Here is a 14829-nt window from a genome sequence, read left to right on the forward strand (position 1 = left end):
TCTACTACTTCAGCGGGACCCTAGTCACCCGGTTGCGGGGTCCTCGTCCGCTGTCTCGCTGACCGGTCACCACATCCGCACGGAGCACAGGGCGCCCTTCGGGCCCTCCTGGGTGGCGACCACGACCCCGTCGACGGTCAGTTCGCAGCGGAAATTCGGCCGGTCGGGACCGACGCCACTGCTGGCGGTGACCATCGCCCAGCGGTCCGGATCGACGAGTGTGGTGTCGAAGACCCACGGCCGGGCGGGGTACAGGACGACCTCCGCCTTCGGACTTGACCGGTAGGGGTTGTGGCTGTAGTCGGCCCAATTGGGCGGATCGACAGCGCGGTAATAGATATCGGCCTTGGTCGGCTGGTCCGCGGTGACGGTGTACCGGACGTGATGCGGCACGGGACCCTGCGCCGATGCCTGCGGTGCCATGCCGAGAATCAGACCGGCGATCGCTGCCGGTGCCCCGAACCGGTTCACGCGTTGTCTCCACGTACCCAGAGGCTTTCGCCGCTGGAGGCCACGCAGCTGAGGAACAGTCCGTCGGGCGCTTGGGCCACCGAGTTCTCGAAGCCCGTGCAGTTGGTGTTCTCCACCCGGATGCCCTCCATCGGCGGTGACCGGAAGTACCGCGGCGCGTACCGGCGCGGCGAACCGCAGAACACGAGCCTGCCCCAGTCCGTGGTGCCGAACACGAAGTGAGAGGTGTTGGCGCACGGAGCGCCCAGCGTGACGTTGCCGGCGATGCCCGGGACGCAGGCGGGCTCTTCGCATCCCAACGGGTCCGCACCGGCCGGGGCGGAGGCGAAGACGGCCGCGGTGACCACCGCGGAAACGACGAAGACGGGCGTGCGCACGGCGCCACTGTGGCATCCGGGACAGCGACCGCGCGCGAATCGTCCCGCTCAGCGGCCGATGCGGCGCCGAGGTGGGTCGCGCCGCTGTTAGCCTCGCCCATCGACGAATGCTGAGGAGACGGCGTTGCGGGTGTTGGGCATGGTCACCACGGTCGGAGCGCTGGCAGCTGTCGCGAGCCTGGCACATCCGGCGACCGCATCGGCGGACCCGGAGTGGGGTCTCAACGGTACGTACTCCGCCACGTCGAACGGTGAGTGGGCGAAGAAGAACGAAGTCTTCCGCGACGAAGCCACCGTCCGGGCCGTCTGGACCATCGACACCGTCTGCAGCTACCCCACCGAATGCACCGGCACAGTCCGCAGCGACCAGGGCTGGGAGGCTCCCATCTACAAGAAGGGCGGCATCTGGTACGTCAAGCACACCGTGCCACGCTGGGAGCCCTGCCCGGACGGCACCGCGGCCGACGGACTCCAGGTGTTCCGGTTCGTGCCGACGGTGCCCGACGGCAGCATGACCGACCCGGCCTCCACGACGCTGACCGGCGAAGACCAGACAACCGGCCCGAGCGGCGCCTGCGGCGTCAGCCGGCCGCTGTTCATCACGATGCCGTTCAAACTGGTCAAGCTGAGCTGACCTCTCAGGCCCCTGTCGGCAGCAGGTCCTGCCATGTCTTGTTCTGCCCGCCGGCATCTTTCGAGCCGAGCGCAGGCTGCGTGAACACCTTGCCGTCGGGTGTGGCGTATTTCCCGGTCTGCGGATCGTAGGTGGCGATCGCCACCGAAGGACCACCGGACTCACCGGGGGTGAATGCGCTCGGCGCGACGGCCGGGCCACCGGGCGCCGGTGCCGGTTCGGGACTCGGCGGCGGCATGGGCGTGCCGCCGACCGGACCGTAGAGCTGCTCGTCGGAGTCGACGCGATCGTCCGGCGGGATCCCCTGCGCGACAAGGGAGGGATCGAACGGGTAGGGACCCAGCACGTGCTGACGCATGGCCAGGGGCTCGAACGGTTTGTCGCTGGCGCACTGTTCGGCGGTGGCCGCCCGCTTGCCCGGCTGACCCATGCACGGGTAGTTGCGGGCCCCGCGCACCCCGATCGGGGAGTCCTGCGGCAGTTTGCAGTACAGACCGTCGGGGGTGTCGATGTCGCTCTCGTCGTCGGGTGAGCGCCACGACGACGGGGGCAGGAACCCCACGGTGCACGCGGGCGGATCGTTGAGGTTGAGGGTGAAGTCGCCCAAGGACATTCCCGTCGGGTTGTTCCGCGAGACGCCCACCGTCTGCGTCGCGGCCACATACGGCGGAAGCAGTACGAGGAGCTGTTCGATCGATGCGTGGTAGGTGACCGCGACCTGACCGATGGTGGTGAGGTTGGCCAGCAGCACCGGCAGCGTCGGTTTGACGGCGTTGAGCAGCCGCGACGCCTCGTCGGCAGCACCGGGACCGGTGCCCAGCAGCGTGCGGACCTGTGGGTCGTTCGCGGCCACCTGACCGGTGACACCGGCCAGGCTGCGGGCCCAGGTGCGGAGCTGATCGGCGGTCTGCGCCTGACCCTCGAGCAGTGGCCCGCTGTCGTCGATGAGTGAACGCATCTCGCCGCTGACGCCCTTGGCGTCCCCGACCACCGTCGCCGACGAGTCGAGCATCGATCCGAGATCGTATGCGGAGCCGTTGAGGGCCTTCGCCGATTCGTGGAGCAGGCCGCTGATCTTGTCCTTGGGAATGCTGTCGATCATCGCGCTCACCTCGTCGAGCATCGGCCCGACCGCCTGCGGGATCGACGTGTTCTCCACACCGATGACCGAACCGTCGTGCAGATACGGAGCGGATCCGGTGCGCGGCTGCAGATCGACGTACTGCTCACCGACCGCCGACACACTGCGCACAGCGGCGTGCAGGTCGGCGGGGATGTCCTGGTTCGTGCCGAGCGACAGCGTGGCCACCGCGCCCTGCCGGGTGGCGCGCACGTCGGTGACCTTCCCGACCTCGACACCGCGGTAGGTCACGTTCGAAAACCGGTAGAGGCCACCGGTGCCCGGCAGTTCGACGGTCACCGTCATCCGGCCGATCCCGAGCAGGGTGGGAGCCTGCAGGTACCCGAAGATCATCACACCCATCGCCACCACAGCGGTGACCGTGAAGATGATCAGCTGGGTACGCACGAAACGGGTGAGCATCAGTTACCCCCGACGCTCGGGGACGGATCGACGGTGTCGACCCCGTCGGACGTCTCGGTCAGCTCGGGAACAGGCGCCACCGCCGCCGGCGGGGCGACCGGGGCGTTGAGCGGATCCAGCGTGTAGTTGAGGTACCACGGGTCGCCGGGCGCCGGCACCATCGGGGTGCCCTCCTCCCCCCAGCGGGTGCCGAGGAACAGGCCGCGCTTGAGCCGCGGGATCGTGAAGTCGAAGATGATGAACTGGTTCATGTAGTCGCCCCGGATGGCCCGGTCGATGAAGCCCTGCGTGTAGGGGAACGTCGGGGCGTACGCCAGCGCCGTGCCGAGGTTCGGACCGACGTCGGCGAGCGCCTTGAGTGTCGGCTCCAGGTTCTTCAGGTTGCGCACGAGGTCGGCCTGGGTGTCCTCGACGAGGCCGGTGGCCGAATCGCTGAAGATCCGCAGTTTGTCCAGCGCGGTCGTGAGCCGGGGGCGTTCGGCGATCAGGACGTCGAGTGCAGGTGGGATGCGTTGCAGCGCAGAGGTGATGACCTCGCGCTGGCCGGCCAGAGTGCCGCCGAGCCGGTTGAGCGCGGCGAGGGAGGCGTTGATGTCGTCGCGCTGCGTGTCGAGCATTCCGACGAAGTCACGGAGTCGCACCAACAGGTCGCGCAACTTGTCTTCGCGACCGTTCAGGGTGGCGTTGAACTCCCGGATGATGTCCCCCGCCTGACCCAGCCCGCCGCCGTTGACGACGACGGACAGCGACGACAGGGTCTGCTCCGTCGACGGATAGGTCGACGATCTGTCGAGCCCGAGGGTGGTTCCCGGCTGCAGACGACCGCTCGGCAGCTTGCCCACCGGCGGATCGAGCGCCAGATGCATGGACCCGAGCAGGCTGGTCTGGCCCACGGTGGCGACGGCGTTGGCCGGGATCACCGTCTCGGGCCGCACCGTCACCTCGACGTCGGCGTGCCAGCCACGCAGGGTCATCTTGCCGACGGTGCCGACCACCACGTCGCTCACCATCACCGGCGAATTGGATTCCAGCGTACCGACATTGGCGAGCTGGACACGATACGTCGTCGCACCGGAACCGGTGCCCACGGTGCCGGGAAGCGGTATCGAGTTGAGCCCGTCGAAGGTGCACCCGGAGGCGATGACGGTCACGCAGGCGGCGACCGCTGCCACGCGGAGGGTCGAACGGCGGCCGATCATGCGGGTGGGCCTTCCTGCGCTGGTGACGGCGGTGCCTCCGCGGGAAGCAGCATGTCGTCCAGCGTGGCCGGGGCGGAGGCGCCGGCTGGGATGGGTGCGCCCGGGAGTAACGCCGGTGTCGGGTTCGCCGGTAGACCGTGGGGTGCGTATGTGCCCGGCGGACCGGGCGGTGTCCCCCACCCCGCGGGGGGTGGGACGTCCCCGCCGCCGGTGAAGGCGGACACCGCCGGGGGCGTCTCGGGGGGCGTCGGGCTGCCCCCGGCGCCGCCGGGCGCCAGCGCGGGGTCCGAATAGACGAGGTTCTCGGGGCTCGGCGACTTCTTGAGGTACGCGTTGATCGGCATGGGCAGGTAGTTGAAGTTCAACAGGCGAAGGGCGGGTCCCAGGTACTCCGCGCAGATCCTCGATGCCTCGGGCGCCGTCGCGTTGCGGACCGCGCCGATCGCCGAACAGATGAGCTGTACCGGGTTGGCGAAGTTGCCCATCGCGAACCCGCCGAGCATCGTGCCCGTGTCCGGGTGATAGATGTTGTACCCGTTGCCGATTGCGTTCGGCGCGACGTGCAGGACGTTCTCGAGGGCGACGCGGTTGTCGGCGACGTTCTGCGTCACGTTGGCCAGGCGCTGGATCTGTTCGGCGGTCTGATCGCGGCTGCCCGCGATGAAGCGCTGCACCTCTCCGACGGCCTCGGCGAGGTTGGTCAGCGCCGAGTCCATCTCCACCCGACTGCCGTCGACCACGCTGCTCACGGTGGCGAGACGGTCCTGGAACTGGACGATCTGAACGTTGCTGTCCCGCAGGGCTGTCACGAAGACCTGCAGGTTCTTGATGACGTCGACGATGTTGCCGCTGCCGTCGGCGAGGATGCGCCCCACCCCCGACAGTTGGGAGATGGTCTCCCGCAGCTTGTCGCCGTTGCCGGCCATCGCATTGGCCGCGCTGTCGATGAACCGACTGACCGACGTGTCGGACACTCTACCGGACGGGCCGAGTTCGCTTGCCAGCCTGGCCAACTGCTCCTTGACCTCGTCCCACTCGACCGGTATTGCGGTGCGCTCCACACCGATGACGGCGTCATCGGGCAGCACCGGACCGCTCGACTCGTAGGCCGGGGTGAGTTGGACGTAGCGGGCGGCGATCAGATTCGGCGCCACGATGATCGCCTTGGCGTCCGCGGGGATCGACACACCGCGGTCGACGGCGAGCGTGAACCTGGCCTGTTCGCCGACCGGCTCGATCGATTCGATGGTGCCGACCCGGACTCCGACGACCCGCACCTCGTCACCGGGGTAGATCGACGTGGCCGAGGTGAAGTACGCGGTGATGGTCCGCGGCGCGAAGAACTCCTGCCGCACGATCACCGCGGCGCCGGCGACGAGCAACGCCACCAACGCGACGGTCAGGACCTTGGCGGACTTGGTGCGGCCGATCATCGTGAACCACCCGGGATGCCGTTGTAGGGGAGCGGGAATTCGGCGCGCGGACCGGCGTTGTCCGGAGGCTGGCCGGCATTGACTCCGCGCCGGTAGCCGAGCGCGTAGTCGAGGAACGGCTGCAGCGCCCCACCCGGTATCAGGTTGCCGATGAAGGCGTTGTAGTAGAACCCGTTGTTGACCGCTTCGCCCTGAGTCACCTGATACTTGGCGAGGCCGTTGAGGGCTTTGCCGATGTTGTCCCGGTTGCGCTCCAACATCTCCGATACGGAGTTGAGCTTCTCCAGCGTCGGCGCCAGTTCCTGTTCGTTGTCCCGCACCAGACCGGTCAGCTGCTGCGACATCGCGGAGGTGTTGGCGAGCAGGTTGACGATCGCGTAGCGGCGCTGTTCGAGAACCGCCAGCAGGTCGTTGGCGCTCAGCAGCAGCGAGTTCACCTGCTGGCTCCGCTCGGACAGGATTGCGGTGACGTCGGCGGCACCGGCGAGCAGGTCACCCAGCGTCTCGTCGCGGTCGTTGAGGGACCGGGAGAGTTCGGTCAGGCCATCGAAGGTCGGGCCGAGCTGGGGTGCCAGCCGGTCGATCGTCTCGGACAGGATGTCCAGCGACTGGTTCAACGTGGCCGTGTCGGTGTCGGCGGTGTTGGCGGTGAAATCGCTGACCGCCTCGGTCAGCGAGTAGGGCGACGACGTCCGCGAAACCGGGATCGCCTCCATGGGGCCCAGCCGCCGCGAGCCCTTGGGTTCCACCGTCAGCATCCGCTCGCCGAGCAGGGTGCCGGTGCGGATGTGAGCGGTCGAATCCGAACCCAGCCGCACCTTCCCGTCGAGGGAGAAGGTCACCAGCGCCTTGCCCTTGTCCAGCACCACGTCGGACACCGTTCCGACGGTGACGCCGGAGACCTTGACATCGTTACCGGCAGCGAGCCCGCCGGCCTCGGCGAACACCGCCCGGTACTTCACCGAGGTCGCCATCGACCACAGCTGCTGCGGCTGAAGGCCGACGACGATGACCAGCACGATGAGCATTAGGCCGATGAAACCGGCACGGACCGAGGATGATCCACCATATTTCAGCATCAGGGCTCAGCACACCTTCCGGTGTCTTGCTTGATCCAGGGGAAGTAGGCGGTGCGCCCCTGCAGATCGGTGACTCGTACGGACAGCCCGCAGAGGTACTGGTTGAGCCAGCTGCCGTAGGCGCCGAGGCGCACCAGCTTGCGGTAGTTGCCCGGGGCCTTCTGCAGGGAGATGTCGAGCAGCTCCTTGTCCTTCTCCAGCAGCGGCGCAACCCGGTTGAGCTGGTCGATGGATCCGGCCAGCGGGGGGCGCGCCTCGGTCATGAGGTCGGCCAGCGATGCGGTGCCCTTGTCGAGGGATTCGATGGCCGCACCGATGGGATCGCGGTCCTGCGCCAGGCCGGTGACGAGTTCCTCGAGTCGCGCGACGGCGCCGGAGAACTTGTCGCCGTCGCGCGACATGGTCTCGACCACGGTGTTGAGGTGGTCGATCATCTGCCGGACAGTCTCACCGTTGGCGGCGATGGAGTTGGTGAACGACGAGGTCCTGGCGAAGAGGGACTCGATGTCCCCGCTCTGACCCTGCAGGATCTGGATCAGCGAGTGGGTCAGCGCGTTGACGTCCTCGGGATTCAGTCCCCTGATCACCGGTTTGAGGCCGCCGAGGAGCAGGTCGAGGTCGAGCGCGGGTTCGGTGCGGTCCTTGGGAATCCGCGACCCGGCGGGTTGGATCTGCGTCGAGCCGGGGCCGTCGACGAGTTCGAGGTAGCGGTCACCGACGAGGTTCAGGTAGCGCACGGCCACCCTCGTCCCGGTGGTCAGCACGACGTCGGTGCGGGCGTCGAAGTCGACCACCACCGTATTGTCCGGTTGCAGGGAGACACCGTTGACCGTGCCGACCCGGATACCCGCAATACGCACGGAGTCACCGGATTTCACGCTCGATGCATCGCCGAACACCGCGGAGTACTCGTTGGCCGATCCGGCACGGTACTGGCCGAAGATCGCGACCAGCGCGGCGGTGAACAGCACCATCACCACGGCGAACACCCCGAACTTGACCACCGTGGGGCCCAGCCGCCTCATCCCGGCTGGCCGATCTGCGAGGTGTTGCGCGGCGGTCCGTCGAGGGGTCCGAACAGCATCTGCTTGAGCCCCTCGGAGTTGAGCAGGATGCCCTGGTTGCCGTACTGCGCCGGGTTGGCGTCGATGTCGGAGACGACGTACGGCGCGCGGGTCTCGTAGCCCACGTCGGGCAGGCCCACACACTGCGGTCCGCCGCGCGCCGCCACCTTCGGCAGGTTCTGGGGGTACCGGTAGCGCTCGGTACCCAGGACGAACGAATCCAGCAGCAGCACACCGGGAACCGGTGGTGGCGGCGCCATGGCCAACGGCAGCATCCCGGCCAGACCGCAGTTCAGTGCGGTGTGGTACTGGTTGGTCAGATCCGTCGTGGGCACCAGCAGCCGCATGACGTCGGTGAACGCGCCGCGGTTCGTCGCCACGACGTCGTTGCCGACCTCGGCGAGCCCGATGGCGCTGACCAGCAGAGCATCGAGGTCGCTCTGCCGTTCCACCAGCGTGTCACTGATCCGCGACGCATTGTCGGCCGTGGCGAGCAGATCGGGAGCAGCGTCGGCATAGGCGTTGAGAACCCCTGGGGCGACGGCGATGTCGCGGCTGAGGTTGTCCATGCTGGGGTCGAGGTCGGCGAGCAGGGTGTCGAGGTCGACCAGCGTTCGGCCGAACTTCTCGCCCCGTCCGGCGAGGCCCTGAGACAACGCGCCCAGCGTCTCGTTGAGCTTGGCGGGTTCCACCTTCGCCAGGACGGACACGAGTTGCTCGAACACCGTGTTGATCTCCACGGTCACGTGTCCGGCGTCGAGCACCTGACCGGCGCGCAACGGGTCCGGTGAAGGGTTGGCCGGCGGCACCAATTCCACTGCCTTGGAACCGAATACCGTCGTCGACCCGACATTGACCAGGACATTGGACGGGATGATCGCCAGTTGGGAAGGATCCATCGCGAGCCGGATGGCGGCCCGGCCGTCCGGCAGCGCCTCGATCGCGGCGACCTTGCCGACCTGCGCCCCGTGCAGTTTCACCTTGGCATCGGGGTTCATCACCAACCCGACGCGGTCGGAGACGACGGTCACCGTCGCACTTCTCGTGAACGACCCGTTGAACAGTCCGACCGCCAACGCGACGATCGCGGCGATGCACACCACGGCCAGCGTGCCCGCCACGTTGCGCGCGGAGATCGACTTCATCGTCACACCACGCCTATCCGGACAGGTTGAAGTTGCCGTTGGAGCCGTACACGGACAGCGAGACCAGCAGCGTGACCGCCACGACGACGATCAGCGAGGTGCGGACCGCGTTGCCGACGGCCACCCCGACACCGGCCGGTCCGCCGGTCGCGAAGTAGCCGAAGTAGGTGTGGATGAACAACACCGTGAGCGCCATCAGGATCGCCTGCAGGAACGACCACAGCAGATCGACCGGGTTGAGGAAGGTGTTGAAGTAGTGGTCGTAGAGCCCGCCGGACTGGCCGAACAGCACCACGGTGGTGAGTTGTGATGCCAGGAAGGACAGGATCACCGCCACCGAGTACAGCGGGGTGATCGCGATCATCCCGGCAATGATGCGGGTGCTCACCAGGTATTCGATCGGGCGGATGCCCATGGTCTCGAGTGCGTCGACCTCTTCGTTGATGCGCATCGCGCCCAACTGTGCGGTGACGCCGGCGCCGAAGGTGGCGGCCAGACCGATTCCGGCGACCACGGGTGCGGAGATGCGGACGTTGATGAAGGCGGCCAGGAATCCGGTGAGGGCCTCAATGCCGATGTCGCCCAGCGAGCTGTAGCCCTGCACCGCCAGGGTGCCACCCGCGGCGAGAGTGAGGAACCCGACGATGACGACAGTCCCGCCGATCATCGCGAGTGTCCCTGCGCCCATGCTGATCTCGGCGATCAGCCGGACGATCTCCTTGCGGTAGTGCATCGCCGCATGCGGGGTGCCGGCCAGTGCGCGGCCGTAGAACAGGATGTGGTCGCCGAGGCGGCCCACCAGCGAGGCCGGCTTTCGGAACTGGCTGACCACGCGCGGATAGGCCGTGCCCAGCGTGGTGAGTGTGCCCATCCGCTAGCCCGCCGTCATCCGGATGCCGATCGCGGTCACGACCACGTTGATGACGAACAGTGCCATGAAGGCGTACACCACGGTCTCGTTGACCGCGTTGCCCACGGCCTTGGCGCCGCCCCTGTTGATCGACAGTCCGCGGTAGCAGGCGACCAGTCCGGCGATCAGCCCGAACAGTGCGGCCTTGACGCACGAGATGATCACCTCACCGATCCCGGTCAGCAGGGTGATACCCGCGGCGAACGCACCGGGGTTGACGTCCTGCACGAACACCGAGAACGCGTAGCCGCCGACGATGCCGATGATGACGACCAGGCTGTTGAGCAGCAACGCCACCAAGCCGGACGCCAGCATCCGCGGAGTCACCAGGCGCGCAACGGGATTGATGCCCAGCACCTCCATCGCCTCGATCTCCTCGCGGATGGTGCGCGAACCGAGGTCGGCACACATCGCGGTGGCGCCCGCGCCGGCCACGATCAACACCGTCACCAGCGGGCCGACCTGGGTGACCGCACCGAAGGCCGCGCCCGCACCCGACAGATCGGCGGCGCCGAGTTCGCGCAGGAGGATGTTCAGCGTGAAGCTCACCAGCACGGTGAACGGGATCGCGACCAGAAGGGTGGGCGCCAGGGAGACCCGTGCCACGAACCACGACTGCTCGAGGAACTCCCGGGCCTGAAAGGGCCGCCGGAAGGTGAACCGAACCGCATCGAGGGCCATCCCGAACAGCCCGCCGACCGCGCCCAGCGGCCGATCCAGATCTGCCCGGTTCACCAACGCTCCTCCTTACCTACCACCGCAGGCGGTGGCTCGAGGGGCAACAGTGGCATCCGGGTGAGCGGGGGCACATCTCCCGTCCCGCCCATCGGGATAACGCGGCGGCACCGGCCCGGTCGCCGCGGTCGTGTTCGACGCGCGCGATCCGTCCGTGGTGGGAGTTCATTCGGGTCGACGGACCCGAGAGATCATCAGTTTTTCTGATGATGCGTGAAAATCTTTAGCTGTACTGGTTCATGACGGCCTCTTACCGTCGACGTCGTGACCTACCCCGTCGTCCTCGGCTTTCTGTCGGCGCTCACGCTGATCGCCGCCATCGGCGCGCAGAACGCGTTCGTCCTGCGCCAGGGCATCCGTGGTGAACACGTCGCCGCCGTCGTCGCGTTGTGCACGGTGTCCGACGTCCTGTTGATCGGCGCCGGCATCGCCGGCTTCGGCGCGCTCGTCACCGCCCACCCCGCAGCGCTGGACATCGCACGGTTCGGTGGCGCCGCGTTCCTGATCGGCTATGGACTGTTGGCCGCCCGGCGCGCCGCGCGACCGGCCGCACTCACGCCATCGGAGCAGGGCCCGGCCCGCCTCGTCGGGGTGCTCGTCACATGCGCGGCACTGACGTGGCTCAACCCCCACGTCTATCTCGACACGGTCGTGCTGCTCGGCGCCCTGGCCAACGAGCACCGCGAGGACCGCTGGCTCTTCGGTGTCGGCGCCGTCACGGCGAGCGCCGTCTGGTTCACCGCTCTGGGCTTCGGCGCGCGCCGCCTCGGCGGCCTGTTCTCGGCACCGTCGACGTGGCGGGTTCTCGACGCGCTGATCGCAATGATCATGATCGCTCTCGGCGTCGCCGTCGCGCTCGGATGAGTTTCTTGATTTCCTGACGACAAATCCCAGGAAATCTGTTCTCCAGCGAATTCGGAGCGTAGCCTGGGCGCAGGCCTGGGGCTCTCCCGAGCGGTTGTTCTCCCTAGCGCCGCGAGGGGGAGTTCCAGGCCATTCGTGGCTCATTGGCCAGGTCGACTCCGTCACGCCCGTCACATGAGACACATGCGACGCGTCCGTCGCATGGAATACCCGCAAATAATGACGTAGTTGGATATTCCAACACCTATGACGTTCTCGTTCGCTGCAGCCCGATCACGTTTGCGAAACCCGCAGATGGGTGACTATGTCTTATGCGCACCCCCAAATCGGTATTCATCACCGGCGCCGCCGCCGGCATCGGCCGCAAAACCGCGATCGCGTTCGCCCGGAAGGGCTACACCGTCGGAGCGTTCGACATCGACGAGGTCGGACTGAAGACGCTCACCGAGGAACTCGACCGGGTGCAGACCCCCGTCGTCACCGGTCACCTCGACGTGACCGACAGCGACGAGATGTCCCAGCGCATCGAGGAGTTCACCCAGGTCACCGGGGGCCGCCTCGACGTCCTGATCAACAACGCGGGAATCCTTCGGGCCGGACGGTTCGAGGAACTCGACCTCGCCGGCCACTTCAAGGAGATCGACATCAACGCCAAGGGCGTGGTCAACGGTCTCTACGCCGCGTTCCCGCACCTGCGCAACACGCCCGGATCGGTCGTCGTCAACCTCGCCTCGGCCAGCGCGATCTACGGACAGGCCGAACTCGCGAACTACAGCGCCACCAAATTCTTCGTGCGCGGCATCACCGAAGCCCTCGACCTCGAATGGAACCGGTACGGCATCCGGGTGATCGCCATGTGGCCGCTCTACGTCCAGACGGCGATGACCGACAACATCAAGACCGGCACCACCGACTCGCTCGGCATCCGGTTGACCGCCCAGGACATCGCCGACGCCATCGTCGCCGCCGTCGAACCGACGGCACTCCGCCGCGCACTGCACCAGGTGCACTTCCCCGTCGGCGCACAGTCGAAGGTGCTCGCCACCGGCGCCCGCTTCTCACCCGCATGGCTCACCAGGCTGGTCAACAAGAAGCTGGCCCACTCCTGACTTTGGCCTCACGCTGAGCGCAACCGGTGCCCGCCCCCTCGGGCGCCGGTACGTTCCGCATCCATGAACGAGGATTGGTTGGCCGTCATCGTCGGCCTGACTCTGCTCGCGCTCGTCCTGATCGGCGCGATCCCCGGCAGCGTCATCCCATGACGGAACAGGCCTCCCGGACCAGCCCCGAGGAACGCGCCGAGGATCGCCGCTCATCGGGCATCGGCTACGCGGTCGCGGGGGTGTCCGTCGTGCTGGCGCTCGGCGCGGCGACCCGGTTCCTCGAAGCCCAGGTGCCACGGTGGGCAGACGGCACCGCGTTCGAGGGTGTGGCCAAATCCGTCGAATTCCCGGTCTACGCCATCGCTTTGGGCCTCCTCGGCAACGTGGTGCTGAGCCGCCTCGCGTTACGCGACGCGCTGTCCGGCGGCTTCCGCACCGAGTTCTTCATCAAGACCGGCCTGGTGCTGCTCGGGGCGTCGATCAACCTGAAGGTGCTCGTCACCGCGGCGGGACCGGCCATCATCCAGGCGCTGCTGCTGATCTCCATCGTCTTCGGGTTCACCTGGTGGCTCGGCGGTCGCCTCGGACTCGAGGACAAACTGCGTGCCCTGCTCGCCTCGGCCGTGTCCATCTGCGGGGTGAGCGCGGCCATCGCCGCGGCCGGTGCGGTCCAGGCCAAGCGCGAGCAACTCGCCTACGCCGCCTCGCTCGTCATCGCGTTCGCGCTGCCGTCGATCTTTCTGCTGCCCTGGCTCGCCCGGGTGTTCGGCCTGCCCGATGCCGTGGCCGGCGCGTGGATCGGCGGCAACATCGACACCACCGCCGCGGTCGCCGCCTCCGGAGCCATCGCCGGTGAGGACGCCCTGCAGATCGCCACCATCGTCAAGACCACGCAGAACGCGCTGATCGGCATCGTCGCCATCGCCCTGACCGCCTACTTCGCGCTCAAAGTCGAACGGCGCAGCGCGCAAGACGCTCGTCCCACGGTCGGCCAGTTCTGGGAGCGCTTCCCGAAGTTCGTGCTCGGGTTCATCGCCGCATCGATCGTCGGCACCCTCTATCTGCAAGGGGGCGGGGACAAGGCCACCATCACCACGGTCAACGACCTGCGGACGTGGTTCTTGATCTTCGCGTTCGTCGCGATCGGCCTCGAGTTCTCGCTACGTGGTCTGCGCGAGGCGGGTTGGCGTCCGGTCGCCGTGTTCGCCTCGGCCACCGTCGTCAACATCGTGGTCGCACTCGGTCTCGCGCTCGTGTTGTTCGGCAGCTTCGAGGTGGGTTAGCGGTTACGCTCGCCGCGTGTCAACTGCCTGGTCGCGGCGCAACTTCCTGGCCATGACCGCCACGCTCGCCGGTTCGACGGTGCTCGCCGGCTGCGGGGGCGACGCGCCCGGCACCGTCGCGAAGGACGGCTCCGTCACCGTCACGCACGCCTTCGGCGAGACCCGCATCCCCGGGCCGCCCACCCGCGTCGTCAGCGCCGGACTCACCGAACAGGACGACCTGCTGGCCGTCGAGGTCGTGCCGATCGCCGTCACCGACTGGTTCGGCGGTGAGCCGTTCGGCGTATGGCCATGGGCGCGAGGCCAACTCGGGCCCGCTCAGCCGACGGTGCTCAGCCTCGGCGACGGTATCCAGATCGAGGCGATCCGCGCGCTGAACCCCGACCTGATCGTCGCCACCAACGCCGGCCTGGACGCCGACACCTACACGACGCTGTCGGAGATCGCGCCGACGGTGGCGCAGAGCGGGTCCGCCGCATTCTTCGAGCCGTGGAAGGACCAGGCCACGATCATCGGCCAGGCGGTGTTCAAGGCCGACGAGATGGCGGCGCTGATCGCCCGCGTCGACGAGAAATTCACCAACGCGGCCTCGGCCAATCCACAGTTCGGCGGAAAGAAGGCGCTGCTGCTGCGCGGCCCGCTCTACCGCGACAGCGTCCAGGCCGTACGCCCGGGTTGGCGCACCGACTTCCTCACCCAGATGGGCTTCACCGTCGCCGACCCCGGCGATCCGCTGATCCCCCGCGACCGGATGGCGTCGGTGCTCGACGCCGCCGACGTCCTCATCTGGACGACCGAGAGCGAACAGGAACAGGGCGCGCTGCTCGCCGATCCGACCATCGCGGGTCTGAAAGCCGTCGCGGGTGGGCGCACCATCTTCACCGACAAGGAACTCGCCGGGGCGATCGCGTTCGCCTCCCCGCTGTCCTATCCGCTGGTCGCCGACCGGCTGCCGCCGCTGCTCGCGCAGATCCTGGCCTGACACAATG

15 protein-coding genes are annotated in these 14829 nt (G+C 67.7%); 5 read left to right on the forward strand and 10 right to left on the reverse strand.

Annotated features, from left to right (window positions below; all coding sequences use genetic code 11):
- Positions 1-66: 66 nt before the first annotated feature.
- Positions 67-471, reverse strand: a complete 405-nt coding sequence (locus G6N49_RS21960) for an Rv2576c family protein (protein WP_083044546.1) — start codon at positions 469-471, stop codon at positions 67-69.
- Complete coding sequence (locus tag G6N49_RS21965) at positions 468-848, reverse strand: hypothetical protein (protein WP_011557709.1); 381 nt, start codon at positions 846-848, stop codon at positions 468-470. Before G6N49_RS21965 ends, G6N49_RS21960 begins: the two co-directional genes overlap by 4 nt.
- 139 nt (positions 849-987) lie before the next feature.
- Between G6N49_RS21965 and G6N49_RS21970 the strand changes: the two genes are divergently transcribed.
- A complete protein-coding gene (locus G6N49_RS21970; RefSeq protein WP_011557708.1) occupies positions 988-1482 on the forward strand; it encodes an Rv2253/PknI dimerization domain-containing protein in 495 nt (164 codons plus the stop codon).
- A gap of 4 nt (positions 1483-1486) precedes the next feature.
- Here G6N49_RS21970 and G6N49_RS21975 read toward each other — a convergent pair whose 3' ends face one another.
- Genes G6N49_RS21975 through G6N49_RS22010 form a run of 8 tightly spaced genes read right to left on the reverse strand, consistent with a single transcriptional unit; the run spans position 1487 to position 10536 of the window.
- The gene (locus tag G6N49_RS21975; RefSeq protein ID WP_083044545.1) at positions 1487-3025 is read right to left on the reverse strand and encodes an MCE family protein; all 1539 of its coding nucleotides are present in this window, start codon (positions 3023-3025) and stop codon (positions 1487-1489) included.
- Positions 3025-4224, reverse strand: a complete 1200-nt coding sequence (locus tag G6N49_RS21980) for an MCE family protein (RefSeq protein ID WP_064916389.1) — start codon at positions 4222-4224, stop codon at positions 3025-3027. The genes G6N49_RS21975 and G6N49_RS21980 overlap by 1 nt, the downstream gene beginning before the upstream one ends.
- Positions 4221-5657 carry an MCE family protein gene (locus G6N49_RS21985; RefSeq protein ID WP_083044544.1) on the reverse strand — a complete coding sequence of 479 codons (1437 nt, stop codon included), beginning with the start codon at positions 5655-5657 and terminating at the stop codon, positions 4221-4223. Before G6N49_RS21985 ends, G6N49_RS21980 begins: the two co-directional genes overlap by 4 nt.
- A complete protein-coding gene (locus G6N49_RS21990) occupies positions 5654-6736 on the reverse strand; it encodes an MCE family protein (RefSeq protein WP_083044543.1) in 1083 nt (360 codons plus the stop codon). Before G6N49_RS21990 ends, G6N49_RS21985 begins: the two co-directional genes overlap by 4 nt.
- Positions 6736-7761 (reverse strand): MCE family protein, encoded by a 1026-nt coding sequence (locus G6N49_RS21995; RefSeq protein ID WP_064874500.1) that lies wholly within the window; start codon positions 7759-7761, stop codon positions 6736-6738. Before G6N49_RS21995 ends, G6N49_RS21990 begins: the two co-directional genes overlap by 1 nt.
- Complete coding sequence (locus G6N49_RS22000; RefSeq protein ID WP_064874539.1) at positions 7758-8945, reverse strand: MCE family protein; 1188 nt, start codon at positions 8943-8945, stop codon at positions 7758-7760. The genes G6N49_RS21995 and G6N49_RS22000 overlap by 4 nt, the downstream gene beginning before the upstream one ends.
- 13 nt (positions 8946-8958) lie before the next feature.
- The gene (locus tag G6N49_RS22005; RefSeq protein ID WP_011557701.1) at positions 8959-9816 is read right to left on the reverse strand and encodes an MlaE family ABC transporter permease; all 858 of its coding nucleotides are present in this window, start codon (positions 9814-9816) and stop codon (positions 8959-8961) included.
- A gap of 3 nt (positions 9817-9819) precedes the next feature.
- Entirely contained in the window at positions 9820-10536 is a 717-nt protein-coding gene (locus G6N49_RS22010) for an MlaE family ABC transporter permease (RefSeq protein WP_225891845.1), read from the reverse strand.
- Positions 10537-10854: 318 nt separating this feature from the next.
- Between G6N49_RS22010 and lysE the strand changes: the two genes are divergently transcribed.
- From lysE to G6N49_RS22035, 4 genes are all read left to right on the forward strand, one after another.
- A complete protein-coding gene (lysE, locus tag G6N49_RS22015) occupies positions 10855-11454 on the forward strand; it encodes an L-lysine exporter (RefSeq protein ID WP_011557699.1) in 600 nt (199 codons plus the stop codon).
- Positions 11455-11765: 311 nt separating this feature from the next.
- On the forward strand, positions 11766-12563 hold the full coding sequence (locus G6N49_RS22020; protein ID WP_011557698.1) for an SDR family oxidoreductase: 798 nt from the start codon (positions 11766-11768) through the stop codon (positions 12561-12563).
- A 149-nt stretch (positions 12564-12712) separates the two neighbouring features.
- On the forward strand, positions 12713-13840 hold the full coding sequence (locus tag G6N49_RS22030) for a YeiH family protein (RefSeq protein WP_083044542.1): 1128 nt from the start codon (positions 12713-12715) through the stop codon (positions 13838-13840).
- Between the two features lie 16 nt (positions 13841-13856).
- The gene (locus G6N49_RS22035) at positions 13857-14822 is read left to right on the forward strand and encodes an ABC transporter substrate-binding protein (protein WP_011557697.1); all 966 of its coding nucleotides are present in this window, start codon (positions 13857-13859) and stop codon (positions 14820-14822) included.
- Positions 14823-14829 lie beyond the last annotated feature (7 nt).

Source organism: Mycolicibacterium monacense (assembly GCF_010731575.1).
Taxonomy (GTDB): domain Bacteria; phylum Actinomycetota; class Actinomycetes; order Mycobacteriales; family Mycobacteriaceae; genus Mycobacterium; species Mycobacterium monacense.

What these genes read in the sequence shown, in the direction of transcription:
- G6N49_RS22010 (WP_225891845.1), bottom strand. Translation starts at nt 10,536, where the DNA reads ATGGCCCTCGATGCGGTTCGGTTCACCTTCCGGCGGCCCTTTCAGGCC.
- G6N49_RS21990 (WP_083044543.1), bottom strand. Translation starts at nt 6,736, where the DNA reads ATGCTGAAATATGGTGGATCATCCTCGGTCCGTGCCGGTTTCATCGGC.
- G6N49_RS22000 (WP_064874539.1), bottom strand. Translation starts at nt 8,945, where the DNA reads ATGAAGTCGATCTCCGCGCGCAACGTGGCGGGCACGCTGGCCGTGGTG.
- G6N49_RS22030 (WP_083044542.1), top strand. Translation starts at nt 12,713, where the DNA reads ATGACGGAACAGGCCTCCCGGACCAGCCCCGAGGAACGCGCCGAGGAT.
- G6N49_RS21980 (WP_064916389.1), bottom strand. Translation starts at nt 4,224, where the DNA reads ATGATCGGCCGCCGTTCGACCCTCCGCGTGGCAGCGGTCGCCGCCTGC.
- G6N49_RS21995 (WP_064874500.1), bottom strand. Translation starts at nt 7,761, where the DNA reads ATGAGGCGGCTGGGCCCCACGGTGGTCAAGTTCGGGGTGTTCGCCGTG.
- G6N49_RS22005 (WP_011557701.1), bottom strand. Translation starts at nt 9,816, where the DNA reads ATGGGCACACTCACCACGCTGGGCACGGCCTATCCGCGCGTGGTCAGC.
- G6N49_RS22020 (WP_011557698.1), top strand. Translation starts at nt 11,766, where the DNA reads ATGCGCACCCCCAAATCGGTATTCATCACCGGCGCCGCCGCCGGCATC.
- G6N49_RS21970 (WP_011557708.1), top strand. Translation starts at nt 988, where the DNA reads ATGGTCACCACGGTCGGAGCGCTGGCAGCTGTCGCGAGCCTGGCACAT.
- G6N49_RS21985 (WP_083044544.1), bottom strand. Translation starts at nt 5,657, where the DNA reads ATGATCGGCCGCACCAAGTCCGCCAAGGTCCTGACCGTCGCGTTGGTG.
- G6N49_RS21975 (WP_083044545.1), bottom strand. Translation starts at nt 3,025, where the DNA reads ATGCTCACCCGTTTCGTGCGTACCCAGCTGATCATCTTCACGGTCACC.